The organism is Thioalkalivibrio thiocyanodenitrificans ARhD 1 (genome assembly GCF_000378965.1).
Taxonomy (GTDB): domain Bacteria; phylum Pseudomonadota; class Gammaproteobacteria; order Ectothiorhodospirales; family Ectothiorhodospiraceae; genus Thioalkalivibrio_A; species Thioalkalivibrio_A thiocyanodenitrificans.
In genome coordinates this window covers 1,165,804-1,180,687 of the sequence record NZ_KB900536.1, presented here as the reverse complement: position 1 = coordinate 1,180,687, position 14,884 = coordinate 1,165,804, and the positions used below count along the sequence as shown (strand labels likewise).

The window sequence follows — 14,884 nt, the reverse complement described above, 5'->3', positions numbered from 1 at the left end:
CCAGTCATGCATGCGTCGGGCCTGTACGAAGAACGTGCTCACGGCGAAAGTGTCCGATGGGAACGGGAGGGAGTCAAGTGCCGGCGCTCGCATGTGCCGCGTTTCGAATGCCTGATGCATGCCGGTCGAGGCGCGGAAAGCGGTCGGGGCCCCGCCATGCCCCATGCCCGTCCAACGGTATCGGGCGCGATCAGGACATCAGTGCCAGTCCAGTCCGGTGATATTGAGCACGTACACGCGCCCGTCCGCCTCGTAGTCAAAGCGCACCGGAATGTAGTGCAGGTCGCGTGCGAACCACGCGCTGAGCCCGATCCCGCGGTCGTCGTCACGTCGGGTCACCTTGACGGTATCCAGGCGACCCAGTTCCGTTTCCAGGCGTTCGGTGCCTTCGCGCAGTACACCATACGCGCGCACCCGGTCCCTTTCGATGATCTCCACCGATTGACGGGGTTCGGCAACACCGGTGCGAAGTTCCTGCATGATCACCAGGAGAACTGAAAGATAGTCCAGGGTCCCTTCATTGACCGGCACCGAAAACCGCTCCCCGTTCTCCGTGCCTTCGGCCACGCCGGTTTCCCAGTCGATGCGGGTGTGCACCTCGCGGCTGCGCCGGGGCTGGGTCCTGCTGTGGTGGCTCTCCAGGAGCCGGAGCCCCTCGGGGCCGTTGTATATGATGGTTTCCCGGGACAACTCGAAACGCCCGAACAACCGAAGGAAGCCCACGACCCGGGCGTCAAGGCTCATGCGTACGCGGCCGGGTTCATAGTTCACGGAGCTGCGGGTCTTGAGGGTATTGCCGTAGGCGAAGGCCTCGTAGAAGGCCGTGTACGGCGGCGGCATCGCCAGGGCGGGGGCCGCGGCGAGCATCAGTGCGATCCCGGCGATGATGGGTTTCCAGCACATTGCTTCATTTCTCCCGAGGGCTGTCCGGTATCGTGTCCAGATCCAGGGGCGCCCGGATCGGCCGGCCGTCGAGCCGGACCTGGTCGTCTTCCAGTTTCAGGCGGCCCTCGCCGAACATCCCCACTACCTTGGGGTAGAGCTCGTACTCCCGGGCCTGTACGCGTGCGGTGAGGCGCTCGGGGGTATCGTCGGCCAGCACGGGAACGCGCGCCTGCATGATCACGGGGCCGCCGTCCAGTTCATTGTTGACGAAGTGCACGCTGGCGCCATGCTCCCGGATCCCGGCCTGCAGTGCACGTTCGTGCGTCCTGAGGCCGCGAAAATCCGGCAGCAGCGACGGATGAATGTTGAGCATCCTGCCGGCGAAGTGTTCCACGAAGCCCGGCGTGAGGATGCGCATGAATCCGGCCAGCACCACGAGCCCGGGATCGTAGGTTTCGATACAGGCCTGCAGGGCCTCGTCGAAGCTTTCCCGGTCAGGATAGGCGGTGTGGTCCAGCGTGTGAACCGGGATCCCGGCCCGCTCGGCCCGTGCCAGACCGGGTGCGCCGGGCCGGTTGCTGATAACCGCAGCGATTCGAATCGGGATGGTTCCCGCTTGTGCGGCGTCGATGAGGGCCTGTAGATTCGTGCCGGCACCGGAGATGAGCACCACCACCGGCAGCAGGTCATGCCCCATCAGTTTGAAACCAGTTCCACGCGAGGCGGCATCGCGTCGCTCGCGGTGATCCTGCCGACGGGCCAGGCGTCGATCCCTGCACGGGCCAGAAGACCGGTCGCATCGTCCACGCCGTCAGCGGGGAGGATCACCGCCATGCCGATGCCGCAGTTGAAGGTGCGCAGCATTTCCTGTTCAGTCACCTTGCCCGCCGTCTGCAACCACTCGAACACCGGGGGGCGGGTCCATGCGGCGGGGTCCAGGGATGCGCAGGTGCCGGGCGGCAGCACCCGGGGGATGTTCTCCAGCAGTCCGCCGCCGGTGATGTGGGCCAGGGCATGGATGGGTTGCTGCGACATGAGTTCGAGCAGCGGGCGCACGTAGATGCGGGTGGGGGCGAGCAGCGCATCGCCAAGACTCACCTGGCCGCAGGCCTGTTGCAGATCGGCGCCGCTCACCTCCAGCACCTTGCGGATCAGCGAGTAACCGTTTGAGTGGGGTCCGGAGGAGGCGAGGCCCAGGATGATGTCCCCTTCGCGCACCTGGCGTCCGTCGAGGATTCGGGATTTCTCCACGATGCCCACGGCGAAACCCGCCAGATCGTAGTCCCCGCCTTCGTACATCCCGGGCATCTCGGCGGTCTCGCCGCCGACCAGGGCACAGCCCGCCTGCTCGCAGCCGTCGGCGATACCCTTGACCACGTCGGCGGCCACCTCCACATCCAGGCGCCCGGTGGCGTAGTAGTCGAGGAAGAACAGGGGCTCGGCACCCTGGACCACGATGTCATTGACGCACATGCCCACCAGGTCAATCCCGATGGTGTCGTGGCGGTTCAGCTGCATGGCCAGTCGAAGCTTGGTGCCCACGCCGTCGGTGCCCGATACCAGTACCGGTTCCCTGAACCGGTCCACGGGCAGTTCGAACAGCGCACCGAACCCCCCCAACCCCGCCAGGACGCCCGGTCGATGGGTGCGCCGGGCATGGGGTTTGATGCGCTCCACCAGGGTGTTTCCGGCATCGATGTCGACACCCGCATCGCGATATCGAAGACCGCCACCGGTCTCGGGCTTGTCAGGTGATTCTGGATCGGGGCTGGACATGACGTCGGGTCCTGCGGTTGCGGGCGGCCGATGGTATCGGTCGCCCCGGAACGTGTAAAGCCGGTGCGGCGGGCGCGTGCATGGGTGGGTATCGCGCACCGTACGGCGCGCGGCCAGGCAGCGGGTATCTGTGGTATGTTAGCCGACCAGCCACATAACCGAAAATCCCCCTGATTCCATGAGTCCGCCACATGTTCAACGCCACTCGATTCTCGCCCTGCCGGCCTGGTGCCTGCTGGTGCTCCTGGCGTGGTCGTTCACCGTCACCGGCGTCCTTGCGGACAACCGCCTGCACGAGGCCACCGTCACCGTGGAGAACCGTGACCGCCCGGCCCGCGAGGCGGGGTTCGAGCGGGCCCTGGACAAGGTGCTTGTGAAGCTCTCGGGTGACCGCCAGGTGCTCCGGGATCCGCGTGTGGATGACCTTCGCGGTCAGGCCGGTCGACATGTCCAGCGTTTTCGCTATGTGGATGCCGGCGATGGCACGGTGGGCCTGGAGGTACGATTCGACGGCCGCGCACTGGAGCGCCTGCTCATGGAGCGGGGATTGCCGGTGTGGGGGGCGAACCGACCCGGTCTGATGGTCTGGCTGGGTGCAGTCCACGAGGGCGAGCGGGTGATTCTGGGTGGAGAGGAAGGACGCGAGCTGATGGAAGTGCTGGAACGCGTGGCGGGCGAGCGGGGCCTGCAGTTGGTGTTCCCGGTGATGGATCTGGAAGATCGGGCCGCGGTGAATTTTGCCGATCTATCGGGCGGGTTCCACGAGCCTGTCCTGCGGGCGTCGGAGCGTTATTCGGCCCGATACGTCGCGGCTGTGTACGTGCAGCCCAGGGGGGATGCATGGAACGCACGTTGGCGCTTGTTCTCCCAGGATCTCCGGGAGGACTACCAGGCCGAGGCCGACAGTCTTGAAGGGGTCCTGGATGAGGGCTTGCAGGGGCTGGCGGATCTGCTGGGCCGCCGGCTGGCGATTGCCGGACTCCTGCCCACCGAGGATCACGTGCAGGTGGTGGTGGATGGCGTGAATGATATGGAGGCCTACCAGAAGGTGCGCCGGTATCTGTCGGAACTGAGTGTCGTCGTGGAGATCAGGCCGTATCGTCTGGAGCCGGACCGGGCTGTTTTCGTCACCCAGCTTAGGGGCAGCCCGAGGGATCTCGAACGGGGCGTGCGCCTGGGCACGGTGCTGGAAGTCGCCGACGCCGGCGCAGAACCGTCCGAGCCCGGTGCCATGGCCAGTGTGAACCTGCGTCTGTCCCGGTGAATCTGCGACAGCTCCCGAACGCCATCACCTGCATGCGTCTGCTGCTGACGCTGCCCATCGTCTGGGCGCTTCTGACGGGTGAGTATGCGTGGGTCCTGCTCCTGCTGCTGCTGGCCGGCCTGTCCGACGGGGTCGATGGCTGGCTGGTGCGCCGCTATGGATGGCAAACGCGCCTGGGCGGCTATCTGGATCCCCTGGCGGACAAGGTGCTGATGATGGGTACCTATTTCACCGTGGCCTTTGTGGGCCTGCTGCCCTGGTGGCTGGTGATGCTGGTGGTGTTGCGCGACATGGTGATCATGCTGGGTGCGTTGGCCTATCGCGCATTGACACGCAGTCTGGAGATGCGACCCCTGCTGATCAGCAAGGTCAACACCTTCTTCCAGATCGTGCTGGTGATCTCGGTGCTTCTGGACGCGGGCGTCGTCCCGCTGCCGCCCCTGCTGCTGGACGCACTCATCGGCATCGTGCTGGTGACCACCGTGACCAGCGGCGCCGGATACGTGGTGGGCTGGACCTGCCGGGCCATCACGGGCCGGCGAGCGGTGTAATGAACGAGGGGATCTGGTCGGGCGGACGGGGCCTCGCGCTGCTGCTGGCCGCGGCGGGGACGGGACTGCTGGTGTACTGGCTGCGCCCGGTGTTGACACCCTTCCTGCTGGGCGCCCTGTTCGCCTATCTGGGCAATCCTCTGGTCGCGCGGCTTCAGGTCGAGGGGCGGCGCTGGAAATGGCGCATGTCACGCACCCCGGCCGTGGTGCTGGTGTTCCTGCTCCTGTTTGCGGCGCTTGTGCTGTCCGTGCTGATGGTGCTCCCACTGTTGCAGCGGGAACTGGCCCGCTTCATGGAATGGCTGCCCCAGTGGCTGGAATGGATCCGCGAACAGGCCGTGCCCTGGCTGCAGGATCGCATGGGGCTGCCGGCGGATGCGCTGGACCCGGGGCCGGTCTCGGGTCTGCTGGCGGAGCACTGGCAGCAGGCGGGGGATTGGGCGGTCCGGGTGCTGGAATCCGTGGGCCGCTCCGGCGGGCTGGTGTTCGCCTGGCTGCTCAATCTGGTGCTGGTGCCGGTGGTCACCTTCTATTTGCTGCGTGACTGGGATCGTCTGCTGGCCGGTGTGCGCGACCTGTTGCCACGCAGCGTGGAGCCCAGGATGGTGCGGATTGCGGCGGAATCCGACGCGGTGCTTGCCACCTTTGTGCGTGGGCAGCTGCTGGTGATGCTGAGCCTGTCCGTCTTTTATGCCGCGGGCCTCTGGCTGGCCGGCCTGGAGCCGGGGATTGCCGTGGGTGTGATGGCGGGACTGGTGAGCTTCGTGCCCTACCTGGGCGTCATCGTGGGCCTGGGCCTGGGCCTGGCCGCTGCTCTTGTGCAGGGTGCCGATCCCAAGCTGCTGTTCTGGGTGCTTGCGGTGTTCGCCGCCGGGCAGTTGCTGGAAAGTCTGGTGCTCACACCCCGGATCGTGGGCGATCGTATCGGACTGCACCCGGTGGCGGTGATCTTCGCTGTGCTGGCGGGCGGGCAGCTGTTCGGTTTCCTCGGTGTGCTGCTGGCCCTGCCGGTGGCGGCCGTGCTGGCGGTCGGGGTGCGTCATGCGCGGATGGATTATCGCCAGAGCCGGCTCTACGCGGATGGCGGATCCGGGTCGCAGGAGTAGCGCACCGGTGGCGCGTCAGTTGATTCTCGACGTGACCCTGCCCGAGGGGTCGGACTTTGGAAGCTTCCATCCGGGCGCCAACTCCCTGGTGCTGGACGGTCTCCGGGCCCTGGCCAGGGGGCGCGGGGAGATGCAGATCTATGTGTACGGGGAGGCCGGTACCGGAAAGACACACCTGCTTCAGGCCGTCTGTCATGAAGCCGCGCAGCGGGGGCGCCGGGCAGCCTATCTGCCGCGCGTGCTGTTGGCCGGCGCCGGCGCCCGGTCGCTCGATGGCCTCGATGCGCTGGATGTGGTCTGCCTGGACGGCGTCGGTGCGCTGTGCGGGTCACCGGAAGGCGAGATGGCGCTGTTCAATCTCATCAACGACGCCCGGGCCCGGGGCACGCAGCTGGTGCTTTCCGACCGTCAGTCACCGCGGGCCCTGTCCTCCGGGCTGTCGGATCTGGCTTCCAGACTGGTGTGGGGGCCGGTGTTCCAGCTGGCGCCGATGGATGACGACGCCAAATGCGCGCTGCTCGTGGCGTGGGCCCGGCGCCGCGGCTTCGAGCTGCCGCGCGAGGTGGCCGAGTATCTGCTCAGGACCTGCCCCCGGGATCTGCCGTCCCTGCTGGCGCAGGCACAGCGGCTTGAGCGGGAATCCCTGGGGCAGCAACGACGGATCACGTTGCCTTTTGCTCGTGCGGTGACGCGGGCCGGTGAGGATGCGTGAAGGAGCCGGATTAGCCTCTGGTGTGACCTGACTGCCGGCGGGCGAGCCTCGGGTATACGGCTGCGCCGGCCAGCCAGGCGATACTCAGGCAGACCATCAGCCAGCCGTAGCCGCGTTCCGGGCCTGTGCCGGCAGCGTGGAAGACTCCGAGCACGAAGTAGGGCATGGCCAGGTAGGTGGCCCATGCGTGGGTATAGAGACGCCCCGCCATCATGCCGCGCAGTGGCAGCAGCAGGGGCGTCAGCAGCAGGATGAGTACCAGCGCCCGGGGCACGACCCGGGGCGGGTCCAGCCAGACGTTCCACATGAGAATCAGGGCAAACAGGCCCAGCAGGCCCGAAAGGGCCAGTACACGGGCGACACGCATCAGCCGCGTCGCTCCAGCGCCCGGGTGATCTCCGCAATGCGCCGTCCCAGAACATGGCAGAGCCCGCGTTCGTCCTCGCTCAGGGGCAGATCGCCCTTCGGACCGGCCAGGTGGCTTGGGCCGTAAGGCGTGCCGCCGGTTCGCGTGTCGGTGAGCGCCGATTCCGTGTAGGGGATACCCACCAGCAGCATGCCGTGGTGCAGCAGGGGAATCATCATGCTGAGAAGGGTGCTCTCCTGTCCACCATGCAGGGTGCCGGTGGAGGTGAAGACACCGGCGGGTTTTCCTGCAAGCGCACCGGAAAGCCACTGGCTGCCGGTTTGGTCCAGGAAATACTTCATGGGCGCGGCCATGTTGCCGAAGCGGGTCGGGCTGCCCAGCGCCAGGCCGGCGCACTGAACCAGGTCAGCGGTGCTGGCGTAGGGAGGGCCTTCCGCGGGGATGTCATCATCCACGGCTTCGCAGGTGGCCGACACCGGCGGCACCGTGCGAAGTCTCGCCTCCATGCCGTCCACCGACTCCACGCCCCGGGCCACGTGCCGGGCCATCTCCGCGGTGGCACCGTAGCGGCTGTAATAGACGACAAGTACCTCGCTCACGTCAGAAGATCTCCAGAATCTGTTCCGGCGGGCGGCCGATGGCGGCACGATCGCCATGTACCACGATCGGACGTTCGATGAGTATGGGACGCTGGACCATGGCGCGGATCAGGGTCTCCCGCGTGAGCCCCGGATCGTCCAGGTGAGCGTCGGTGTATTCCGGTTCCTTGCGGCGCATCAGTTCCCGCGGTTCCAGATTCAGCAGTCTGAGGATACGATCCAGCTCCTGTGCGTCGGGGGGCGCCTTGAGATATTCCACCACTCGGGGTTCGATGCCCCTGGACTTGAGCAGTTCAAGGGTCGCCCGGGATTTGCTGCAGCGTGGATTGTGGTAGATGACAACCGCAGTGGATTGGCTGGACATGAAGATGCCTTGTGCTTTGAAGGAGTAAACGGGCAGTATCGATGGTCAGGAGGCCGCCTTGACGCTTCTCCGGGCCGGTGATAGCGTTTCGCGGATCAGGGGTCCCATCCCGCGCCCCGAGTTCGCGAAACCGTCCCATGTGGAGCAGACACCTGCGTCGCGCAGCGTTCATTGCATTATACCTGTTGCTTGCGGCGCTTGCCGGTTGCGCCGCTACGGCCCCGGTTCAGGAGATGAGTGACGCCCGGCAGGCGCTTCAGGCGGCGGAACAGGTCGGGGCACGGGACCAGGCCCTGCCCAGCTATCTGAGTGCCCGGCGGTTGCTGGAGTCCGCCGAGGCGTTGCTCAATGAGGGGAATTACAGGTCTGCCCGGGAGAAGGCCGATCTGGCGCGACTCCATGCCGTGGAAGCGCGTGAGCAGGCCCTGGGTAGCCCGGGGACAGGCAGATAGGTGGGCACGCCGGCCGAACAATCCTCTCCCCGCCGATCGTCGTCCGGGCAGCGGTGTGGGCGGATTTTCCGTTCCGTGACCTGTGTTTTTCTTTGTCCTTGACGATTTCACCGGGGCGGTGTTAGCTTTCAATATCCGTACGCCCTGTGGTGTGCTCACAAGAATCCTCAATAATCAGGAGCTAACGTCATGAGAACGAAACATCTGCGGCTTTTCGTCGTTGGTGCGATCGCCCTGGGAGTTTCGGTTGGGTGTGCCACCACGCAGCCGCCCGAGAAGACGGGCTACGTCGTAAACGCTCCGGGCGAGTACTGGCGCAACGCAGCGGGTGACTGCTGGCGTACCGACCGCTGGTCTCCGGACAACGTGGTGGAAGAGTGCGACCCGGATCTGGTTGCGCGGCCTGAACCGCCGCCCGCACCGCCTACCCCCGCTGCGCCTGCCCCACGGGCTGAGCCGCCTCCGCCTGCACCTCCCACCACCATGACCTACGAGGTGGTGCGTGGCGACAGTCTCTGGCGGATCTCGGGCCGGAGTTCCGTCTATGGCAATCCGTACCAGTGGCCGCTGATCTACAAGGCCAACGCATCCCAGATCCGCGATGCGGACCTGATCTATCCGGGCCAGCGCCTGACGATCGAACTGGAACCCTCCCAGGGCGATGTGGACGCCGCAGTGCGGCATGCGCGCACACGCGGTGCCTGGGAGTTGGGTCGCGTGGAAGACTCCGACGTGCGCTATCTGGACCAGTACGGGCTGAGTCCCAAGCGCTGATCGGCAGTCCGGCGTAAGTATCCGGGGCCCGCCTAGTGCGGGCCCTTTTTTTGGTTGGTCAGTTGTCAGTTGTCAGTTGTCCGTTGTCAGTTGTACAAGAGTCCTTTGACATGCTGTGGGGGGCGGTTACGCTCCTGACAACTGACAACTGACAACTGACAACTGACAACTGACAACTGACAACTGACAACTGACCATCCCCATGCCCCCAGGATCAACGGACATCTGTGCAAGACGCTTTCTGGTAAGCGGTGTGGTTCAGGGCGTGTTCTTCCGGGCCTCCACCCGGCGCGAAGGCCAACGCCTCGGGCTGTCCGGCCACGCGAGAAACCTCCGTGACGGGCGGGTGGAGGTTGTGGCGGCGGGGCCCTGCGACCGTGTGCGTGCCCTGGAGGCGTGGCTCTGGGAGGGACCTTCCGCCGCCCGGGTGGATGACGTCAGTGGTGAAGATTTCCAGGGGCCGGTGCCTGACGGATTCAGGGTGGGGTGAAAGCGTATTCGAGATTCAAGGTTCAAAGTTCAAAGTTCAAGGTTCAAGGTTCAAGGTTCAAGGTTCAAGGTTCAAGGTTTAAAGTTTAAAGGTGACTGGCGTCTTCCCGCCATCGCGCAAGGGCCCGGCGCCCCCCTTTGAACCTTGAACTTTGAACCTTGAATAGCCTTCATCTGTGCTGCGGCAGGATCACGTGCAGCGTCTCCATGAACTGGAGGTGCACTTCTTTCCGGATTTCGTCCGTGAGGCCCTCGTCCAGGCCCAACAGCTTCCAGGCGTCCGGATGGGGTGGTTGGCCGCAGGCACCGAATCCGCTGAGGCTCCCTTGGTCCGTGCGGTTCGCCAGGGTGTCGGCCAGATGCACGATAGCCACCGGCAGGCTCATGGGCGACGTCGGCCGGTGATGGCGCGCTACCGCGTGCTGCACGTCTTTCGGCATGTCCCAGAGTTCGAGGAGTGCACCACCCACCTCGGCATGATCGAAGCCGAAGAGTTCACGTTCCTTCCGGACGAGTGCATGCTCGTTGTCACGCGAGGCCAGCAGGGATTTTCGCAGGCTGTCCGGAGAGCGCTGGTAGAGCACCAGACTGCCCAGGTCATGCAGCAGGCCCGCCATGAACAGGCATTCGGGATGGTGTGCCCGACTGCGGCGGGCAAGGTCGAGGGCAATCAGTGCGCTGAACACGCTGTGGCGCCAGAATGCCGCCATGTCCACGGGTTCGTCGGAGAGTCTGGCGAAGGTCTGGGATGCGGTGAGCGCCAGAGCAAGATGATAGAGGGGCCGCGGGCCGATGATGGAGATGGCACGGCTGAGCGTTTCCACCCGATGATTGAGGCCGTACATGGCGGAATTGGCCATATGCAGCATACGTGCGCCGAGGCCGGGATCCTGCATGACGATGGCGGCCAGGTCTTCGGGCGTACTGTCGGGCGCGTCGACGGCATGGCGCAGCTGGATCACGATATCGGGCGGCGAGACAAGGGCGGAACACTCTACCAGTAGTTCCCTGATTTGCCCCCGTTTGTCGGAAACCGCATTCATAAGTTTGATCGACGCCACGCTTTTGCGAATCGCCCGGTGGTCACCGGCAAACACTAGGGAGTATAAGATGTGTACGCCAACTTGCCAGGGGTCGGAAACACGCCACGATGCGCGTGTGGTTCGCCTCTTGCGGAGTCCACCATGAGCGATCCGGGCAGCGAGAATGTGGTTCCCTTCAACGGCGCGGCCAGGCGGGAGTCGGCCGGGTCGGCCCTTCAGATCATCGGTCGTTGCCGCACCCTGACGGCACATCACGTGGAGCGTTGCCTGAAGGCAATGCTGGATAACACGGATGATGCCTTGTTCAAGCGGGCCGAGCAGGCTGAAGACGACGAGACGCAGTCTGAGTATTTCGAGGCCATGCGCGAAGTGCGGCGCAGGCGCTCGACCATGGAGAGCGAGTATCCCCTGCAGCTTTCGCGTCTCTTCGATGCATTCCTGCGTGGTGGGGCGGGGCGGAGTGCCAAGGCTCCCGGCGGTGAGCTCGAGCTCTCCCTCGTGGATGATGATGAACTGGAAGAGAATCTGGCCCTGGAGGGCATGATCTCCAAGGCCAATCGGGTCAACGAAAGCCAGCTGTATGTGCTGACACGCCGGCTCGCGGTGGCATTGGACCGCCCGAAACTCGCGGAGGATGCGCATCCACTGGCGCCCTCGGCCCTGTGCGAGGCATTTCGAAGTGCCGTCAAGGCGCTGGACGTGAGTCTGCGCATCCGTCTGATCATCTACAAGCTGTTCGACAAGTACGTGGTCGGCCAGTTGCCGGAACTCTACAAGGAAGTGAATCACGAACTCGCGGAGCGGGGCATACTCCCCGACCTGCATGCCCGCCCCGCTGCCAATCCCGGTCAGACCGCCCGCCGTGAGGGCCCGGAGACAGCGCAAGAGGAATTGGCACCGGATCCGGCGGATGGAGACGAAGGGGGCGAATTACTGTCGCTGTTGCAGCGCCTTGCGGGACAGTCGGGCGGTGCGTTGCAGCCAGGGGTCACATTGGTGGACCGGGCGCTGGTCGCCGGCGCGCTCAGAGGCCTTCCCGCTGCCGCTCCGGCGTCCGGGGGTGTCTACAGTGGTGCCGAACTCAAGGACGCGGTGCTGAGCGCCGTCAATGGTGGGGTTTCCACCGGCGTCGCGCTCAATCGCACGGACGAGACGGCCATCGATATTGTCGCGATGCTGTTCGATTTCATCTTCGACGACCCCGCGCTTCCCGCTCCGATCAAGGAGCTGATCGGGCGGTTGCAGATTCCCGTGCTGCGGGTGGCCATCGTCGACAGGAGCTTTTTCAACCGCAGGAAGCATCCGGCCCGGCGCCTGATCAACGAGCTGGCCCGGGCGGGCATTGGCTGGACTGAGGAGGGGGAACGCGAGGATGGCCTGCGTTCCCGGATTGAATCCCTTGTGACCCGTCTGCTCGAAGACAGTGACGGTGACGTGGGCCTCTTCGAGCGCGAACTGCTGGCGTTCCAGGAGTGGTCCCGGGATCAGGCGGAGCGCGCCGCGCAGCGTGAGGAACGCAGCACGTTGCTGGCCCAGAGCAAGGAACACATGCGTATGGCCAAGGCCGTGGCCGGCGAGGCCATCGGCCGTGTGGTGGAGGATCACCTCCTGCCGCAGCCGGTGCTCCGGCTCTTGCGCACCACCTGGCAGGACCTCCTGGTGCTCATCTACCTCAAGGAGGGCCAGCATGGCAAACTCTGGAAGAAGGCGCTTAACGTGGCCTCCCTGCTGGTGTGGAGTCTGTTGCCCAAATCGACCCAGGCCGAGCGTGATCAGCTTACCAACCTGTTGCCGTCCTTGTTGCGGGCGCTGCAGGAAGGCATGACGCGCATGTCCTGCAGTGAGGATGAGCAGCAGGCCATTCTGGCGGTGCTCGCCGCGGAACATGCACGCCTGGTGCGTGATCCGGATATCGAACTTGACGTGGACGCCGGGCCGTTACTCAAGCGGCCGGATGCCGCGTCCGCGAGAGCGGTACGTGCGGATGCCGCAGCCGGTGCGCTTCCGGCGAGCGCCTCCGGTACGTCGCAGAACCTGGGGGCGGGCATTCCCAGGCCCGCCCTGGTGCCTGATGCGGGGCCGATCGCCGATCCATCCGAACTGCAGGACAGTCGTTCCTTCATTGCCCGAAAGGTGGCCGAGATCAACCGATTGATCACCGAGGGCAGCTTCCATGTCTATGAGGACGCGGATGCGGACGACGGGTCCGTCGGAGTGGACGAGGACGCGCACCTCGCGCAGGCCCGGAACTTGGAGGAGGGGACATGGCTCGAGCTTCAGGATGAGGAAGCCCGACCCATGCGGGCCAAGCTCTCCTGGAAGAGTCTTATCAGCGGAAAGTACTTCTTCGTGAATCGTCACGGGCTCAAGGTCAGGGAGCTGACCGTGCCGGCCCTGGCGGCTGAATTTCGGGAAGGCCGGGCCAACATCATCGAGGACGTGCCCGTATTCGATCGGGCCATCAGTACACTGATGGCGAGCCTCTCTCCAAGTGTGAAGTGAGAATCGGGAAGTGAGAAGTTGAAATCCCCTCCCCCTTAGGGGGAGGGCCGGGGAGGGGGTGGTTTCATTCCCCCTTCCCGTTTCATTTTCATTCTTCCAGCTTATCCTTGAGGAACCCCTCCAGCCCGTCCATCGGCAGCATGGTCGGCTCGGCGTCCCGCCGTCCCTTGTACTCGATTTCGCCGGCATCCAGGCCTCGTTCACCCAGCACCAGACGGTGAGGGATGCCGATCAGTTCCATGTCGGCGAACATGGCACCGGGGCGCAGCCCCCGGTCGTCGTACAGGACGTCGATGCCAAAGGCCAGCAGTCGTTCGTAGAGGGTGTCGGCGGCTTCACGCAGGCGCTGGGACTTCTGGGCGTTGATGGGGCACAGCGCCACGGTGAACGGGGCCAGTGCCTGCGGCCAGATGATGCCCTGTCCGTCGTGGTTCTGCTCAATGGCCGCTGCCACCACCCGGGAAACACCGATGCCATAGCAGCCCATGGTTACCGTGAGTGTGCGGCCCTGCTCATCCAGCACACTTGCGGCCATGGCCTCGCTGTACTTGCGGCCAAGCTGGAATATATGGCCCACCTCGATGCCCCTGCGTATCTGCAGCCGGCCATGACCGTCGGGACTCGGATCGCCCGGCACCACGTTGCGTATGTCGGCCACTTCCGGCAGTGGGGCATCGCGCTCCCAGTTGATGCCGAAATGGTGCTTGCCGTCGACATTGGCCCCGGCGGTAAAATCGCTCATCACGGCCACAGCCCGGTCCACCACGCAGGGAATCGGCAGTTTCACGGGGCCCAGGGAGCCCGGACCGGCGCCGATGGCAGCCCGGATCTCTTCTTCGCCGGCCATGCGTAACGGCTTCGCCACCCGGGGCAGCTTCTCCGCCTTGACCGCATTGAGTTCGTGGTCTCCACGCACCAGCAGGGCGACCAGCGGCGTGTCGGCGTCTTCGTCGGCCGCCACGACCAGGGTCTTCACGGTTTTTTCCACGGGCAGGCCGAACCCGGAGACCAGGTCGGCGATGGTACGCGCATCCGGTGTGTCCACCAGACGTAACTCTTCGGCGGGTTCGTCTCTCGCAGCCTCAGGGGGCAGCGCCTCGGCCAGTTCCACATTGGCCGCATAATCGCTCCGGTCGGAGAAGGCGATGGCGTCCTCTCCGGAATCTGCCAATACATGGAACTCGTGGGAGGCACTGCCGCCGATTGCACCCGTGTCCGCCAGAACGGCACGAAAGTCCAGGCCGCAGCGCTGGAATATGCGGCAGTAGGCGGCATGCATGTGCGCGTAGGTCTCCGTGAGACTTTCGTCATCCGCATGAAAGGAGTAGGCGTCCTTCATGAGAAATTCGCGGGCACGCATAATGCCGAACCGCGGACGGATCTCGTCGCGGAACTTGGTCTGGATCTGGTAATAGTTGACCGGAAGCTGTCGGTAGCTCTTCACCTCCCGGCGTACGAAGTCCGTGATCACTTCCTCGTGTGTGGGCCCGAAGCAGAACTCCCGCTCGTGCCGGTCCTTCATGCGCAACAGCTCCGGGCCGTACTGCTCCCATCGCCCTGACTCCTGCCACAGCTCCGCCGGTTGCACGGCGGGCATGAGCAGTTCCAGGGCGCCGGTACGGTCCATCTCCTCGCGTACGATGTTCTCGACACGGCGCAGGACGCGCAGGCCCAGGGGTGTCCATGTGTAAAGACCGGAAGCGAGGCGGCGGATCATGCCGGCGCGCAGCATGAGCTGGTGGCTCACCACTTCTGCGTCGGCGGGGGTTTCCTTGAGAGTGGCAAGGGGGAATCGGGTTGCGCGCATGTTCTTTGTCTTGGTTTTTGATGTGATGGGTTCGGGGTCGAAAAGCACTTCTGCCACAGAGGGCACAGAGGTCACAGAGAAGGAGAGTCCTTTCGGACCCCCTGGCTGAAAGCACAGGGCCTGAAGGGTGCTTTTCTGTCTTTCCCCTCTGTGACCTCTGTGACCTCTGTGGCAAATTCTCCTTTGCCAGGTG

At 64.9% G+C, this 14,884-nt stretch carries 16 protein-coding genes; 8 read left to right on the top strand and 8 right to left on the bottom strand.

Going from position 1 to position 14,884, the window contains the following annotated elements; genetic code table 11:
• Positions 1 to 198 precede the first annotated feature (198 nt).
• From THITHI_RS0105550 to purM, 3 genes are read right to left on the bottom strand one after another with little or no spacing between them, the layout of a single operon-like run.
• Positions 199 to 903 (bottom strand): DUF3108 domain-containing protein, encoded by a 705-nt coding sequence (locus THITHI_RS0105550; protein WP_018232088.1) that lies wholly within the window; start codon positions 901 to 903, stop codon positions 199 to 201.
• Between the two features lie 4 nt (positions 904 to 907).
• Positions 908 to 1,582, bottom strand: coding sequence for a phosphoribosylglycinamide formyltransferase (gene purN, locus THITHI_RS0105545; protein ID WP_018232087.1), 675 nt, complete (start codon positions 1,580 to 1,582; stop codon positions 908 to 910).
• Positions 1,582 to 2,661: a phosphoribosylformylglycinamidine cyclo-ligase gene (gene purM, locus THITHI_RS0105540; RefSeq protein ID WP_018232086.1), complete on the bottom strand. Its 1,080-nt coding sequence runs from the start codon at positions 2,659 to 2,661 to the stop codon at positions 1,582 to 1,584. Before purM ends, purN begins: the two co-directional genes overlap by 1 nt.
• 178 nt (positions 2,662 to 2,839) lie before the next feature.
• On the opposite strand from purM, the gene THITHI_RS0105535 reads away from it, so the two are divergent.
• The 4 genes from THITHI_RS0105535 to hda are packed head-to-tail and all read left to right on the top strand — an operon-like array spanning position 2,840 to position 6,294.
• Positions 2,840 to 3,925 (top strand): DUF2066 domain-containing protein, encoded by a 1,086-nt coding sequence (locus THITHI_RS0105535; RefSeq protein ID WP_018232085.1) that lies wholly within the window; start codon positions 2,840 to 2,842, stop codon positions 3,923 to 3,925.
• Complete coding sequence (locus THITHI_RS0105530) at positions 3,922 to 4,476, top strand: CDP-alcohol phosphatidyltransferase family protein (RefSeq protein WP_018232084.1); 555 nt, start codon at positions 3,922 to 3,924, stop codon at positions 4,474 to 4,476. Before THITHI_RS0105535 ends, THITHI_RS0105530 begins: the two co-directional genes overlap by 4 nt.
• Complete coding sequence (locus THITHI_RS0105525; RefSeq protein ID WP_018232083.1) at positions 4,476 to 5,582, top strand: AI-2E family transporter; 1,107 nt, start codon at positions 4,476 to 4,478, stop codon at positions 5,580 to 5,582. Before THITHI_RS0105530 ends, THITHI_RS0105525 begins: the two co-directional genes overlap by 1 nt.
• 7 nt (positions 5,583 to 5,589) lie before the next feature.
• Positions 5,590 to 6,294, top strand: a complete 705-nt coding sequence (hda, locus tag THITHI_RS0105520; RefSeq protein WP_018232082.1) for a DnaA regulatory inactivator Hda — start codon at positions 5,590 to 5,592, stop codon at positions 6,292 to 6,294.
• Between the two features lie 10 nt (positions 6,295 to 6,304).
• Here hda and THITHI_RS0105515 read toward each other — a convergent pair whose 3' ends face one another.
• From THITHI_RS0105515 to arsC, 3 genes are read right to left on the bottom strand one after another with little or no spacing between them, the layout of a single operon-like run.
• Positions 6,305 to 6,661 carry a DUF2069 domain-containing protein gene (locus THITHI_RS0105515; protein WP_018232081.1) on the bottom strand — a complete coding sequence of 119 codons (357 nt, stop codon included), beginning with the start codon at positions 6,659 to 6,661 and terminating at the stop codon, positions 6,305 to 6,307.
• Positions 6,661 to 7,260 carry an NAD(P)H:quinone oxidoreductase gene (wrbA, locus tag THITHI_RS0105510; RefSeq protein WP_018232080.1) on the bottom strand — a complete coding sequence of 200 codons (600 nt, stop codon included), beginning with the start codon at positions 7,258 to 7,260 and terminating at the stop codon, positions 6,661 to 6,663. Before wrbA ends, THITHI_RS0105515 begins: the two co-directional genes overlap by 1 nt.
• Before the next feature lies 1 nt (position 7,261).
• Complete coding sequence (gene arsC / locus THITHI_RS0105505) at positions 7,262 to 7,624, bottom strand: arsenate reductase (glutaredoxin) (RefSeq protein ID WP_018232079.1); 363 nt, start codon at positions 7,622 to 7,624, stop codon at positions 7,262 to 7,264.
• Positions 7,625 to 7,761: 137 nt separating this feature from the next.
• Here arsC and THITHI_RS0105500 point away from each other — a divergent pair, with 137 nt between their 5' ends.
• The 3 genes from THITHI_RS0105500 to THITHI_RS0105490 all read left to right on the top strand — a co-directional run bounded on the left by THITHI_RS0105500 (position 7,762) and on the right by THITHI_RS0105490 (position 9,340).
• Positions 7,762 to 8,076, top strand: coding sequence for a DUF4398 domain-containing protein (locus THITHI_RS0105500; protein WP_033336909.1), 315 nt, complete (start codon positions 7,762 to 7,764; stop codon positions 8,074 to 8,076).
• 189 nt (positions 8,077 to 8,265) lie between these two features.
• Positions 8,266 to 8,850, top strand: coding sequence for a LysM peptidoglycan-binding domain-containing protein (locus THITHI_RS19730; protein ID WP_033336908.1), 585 nt, complete (start codon positions 8,266 to 8,268; stop codon positions 8,848 to 8,850).
• Positions 8,851 to 9,052: 202 nt separating this feature from the next.
• Complete coding sequence (locus THITHI_RS0105490; RefSeq protein WP_033336907.1) at positions 9,053 to 9,340, top strand: acylphosphatase; 288 nt, start codon at positions 9,053 to 9,055, stop codon at positions 9,338 to 9,340.
• Between the two features lie 169 nt (positions 9,341 to 9,509).
• Here THITHI_RS0105490 and THITHI_RS0105485 read toward each other — a convergent pair whose 3' ends face one another.
• Positions 9,510 to 10,382, bottom strand: a complete 873-nt coding sequence (locus THITHI_RS0105485; protein WP_026186083.1) for an HDOD domain-containing protein — start codon at positions 10,380 to 10,382, stop codon at positions 9,510 to 9,512.
• A gap of 141 nt (positions 10,383 to 10,523) precedes the next feature.
• Here THITHI_RS0105485 and THITHI_RS0105480 point away from each other — a divergent pair, with 141 nt between their 5' ends.
• Positions 10,524 to 12,884, top strand: coding sequence for a DUF1631 domain-containing protein (locus tag THITHI_RS0105480; protein WP_018232074.1), 2,361 nt, complete (start codon positions 10,524 to 10,526; stop codon positions 12,882 to 12,884).
• Between the two features lie 88 nt (positions 12,885 to 12,972).
• Here the strand turns inward: THITHI_RS0105480 and THITHI_RS0105475 are convergent, their stop codons facing one another.
• Positions 12,973 to 14,691: a proline--tRNA ligase gene (locus THITHI_RS0105475; protein ID WP_026186082.1), complete on the bottom strand. Its 1,719-nt coding sequence runs from the start codon at positions 14,689 to 14,691 to the stop codon at positions 12,973 to 12,975.
• Positions 14,692 to 14,884 lie beyond the last annotated feature (193 nt).

Coding starts and splice junctions, on each gene's coding strand:
- THITHI_RS0105490 (WP_033336907.1), top strand. CDS start 9,053: ATGCCCCCAGGATCAACGGACATCTGTGCAAGACGCTTTCTGGTAAGC.
- arsC (WP_018232079.1), bottom strand. CDS start 7,624: ATGTCCAGCCAATCCACTGCGGTTGTCATCTACCACAATCCACGCTGC.
- purM (WP_018232086.1), bottom strand. CDS start 2,661: ATGTCCAGCCCCGATCCAGAATCACCTGACAAGCCCGAGACCGGTGGC.
- purN (WP_018232087.1), bottom strand. CDS start 1,582: ATGGGGCATGACCTGCTGCCGGTGGTGGTGCTCATCTCCGGTGCCGGC.
- THITHI_RS0105550 (WP_018232088.1), bottom strand. CDS start 903: ATGTGCTGGAAACCCATCATCGCCGGGATCGCACTGATGCTCGCCGCG.
- THITHI_RS0105515 (WP_018232081.1), bottom strand. CDS start 6,661: ATGCGTGTCGCCCGTGTACTGGCCCTTTCGGGCCTGCTGGGCCTGTTT.
- THITHI_RS0105500 (WP_033336909.1), top strand. CDS start 7,762: ATGTGGAGCAGACACCTGCGTCGCGCAGCGTTCATTGCATTATACCTG.
- THITHI_RS0105475 (WP_026186082.1), bottom strand. CDS start 14,691: ATGCGCGCAACCCGATTCCCCCTTGCCACTCTCAAGGAAACCCCCGCC.
- THITHI_RS19730 (WP_033336908.1), top strand. CDS start 8,266: ATGAGAACGAAACATCTGCGGCTTTTCGTCGTTGGTGCGATCGCCCTG.
- THITHI_RS0105480 (WP_018232074.1), top strand. CDS start 10,524: ATGAGCGATCCGGGCAGCGAGAATGTGGTTCCCTTCAACGGCGCGGCC.
- THITHI_RS0105485 (WP_026186083.1), bottom strand. CDS start 10,382: ATGAATGCGGTTTCCGACAAACGGGGGCAAATCAGGGAACTACTGGTA.
- THITHI_RS0105525 (WP_018232083.1), top strand. CDS start 4,476: ATGAACGAGGGGATCTGGTCGGGCGGACGGGGCCTCGCGCTGCTGCTG.
- THITHI_RS0105535 (WP_018232085.1), top strand. CDS start 2,840: ATGAGTCCGCCACATGTTCAACGCCACTCGATTCTCGCCCTGCCGGCC.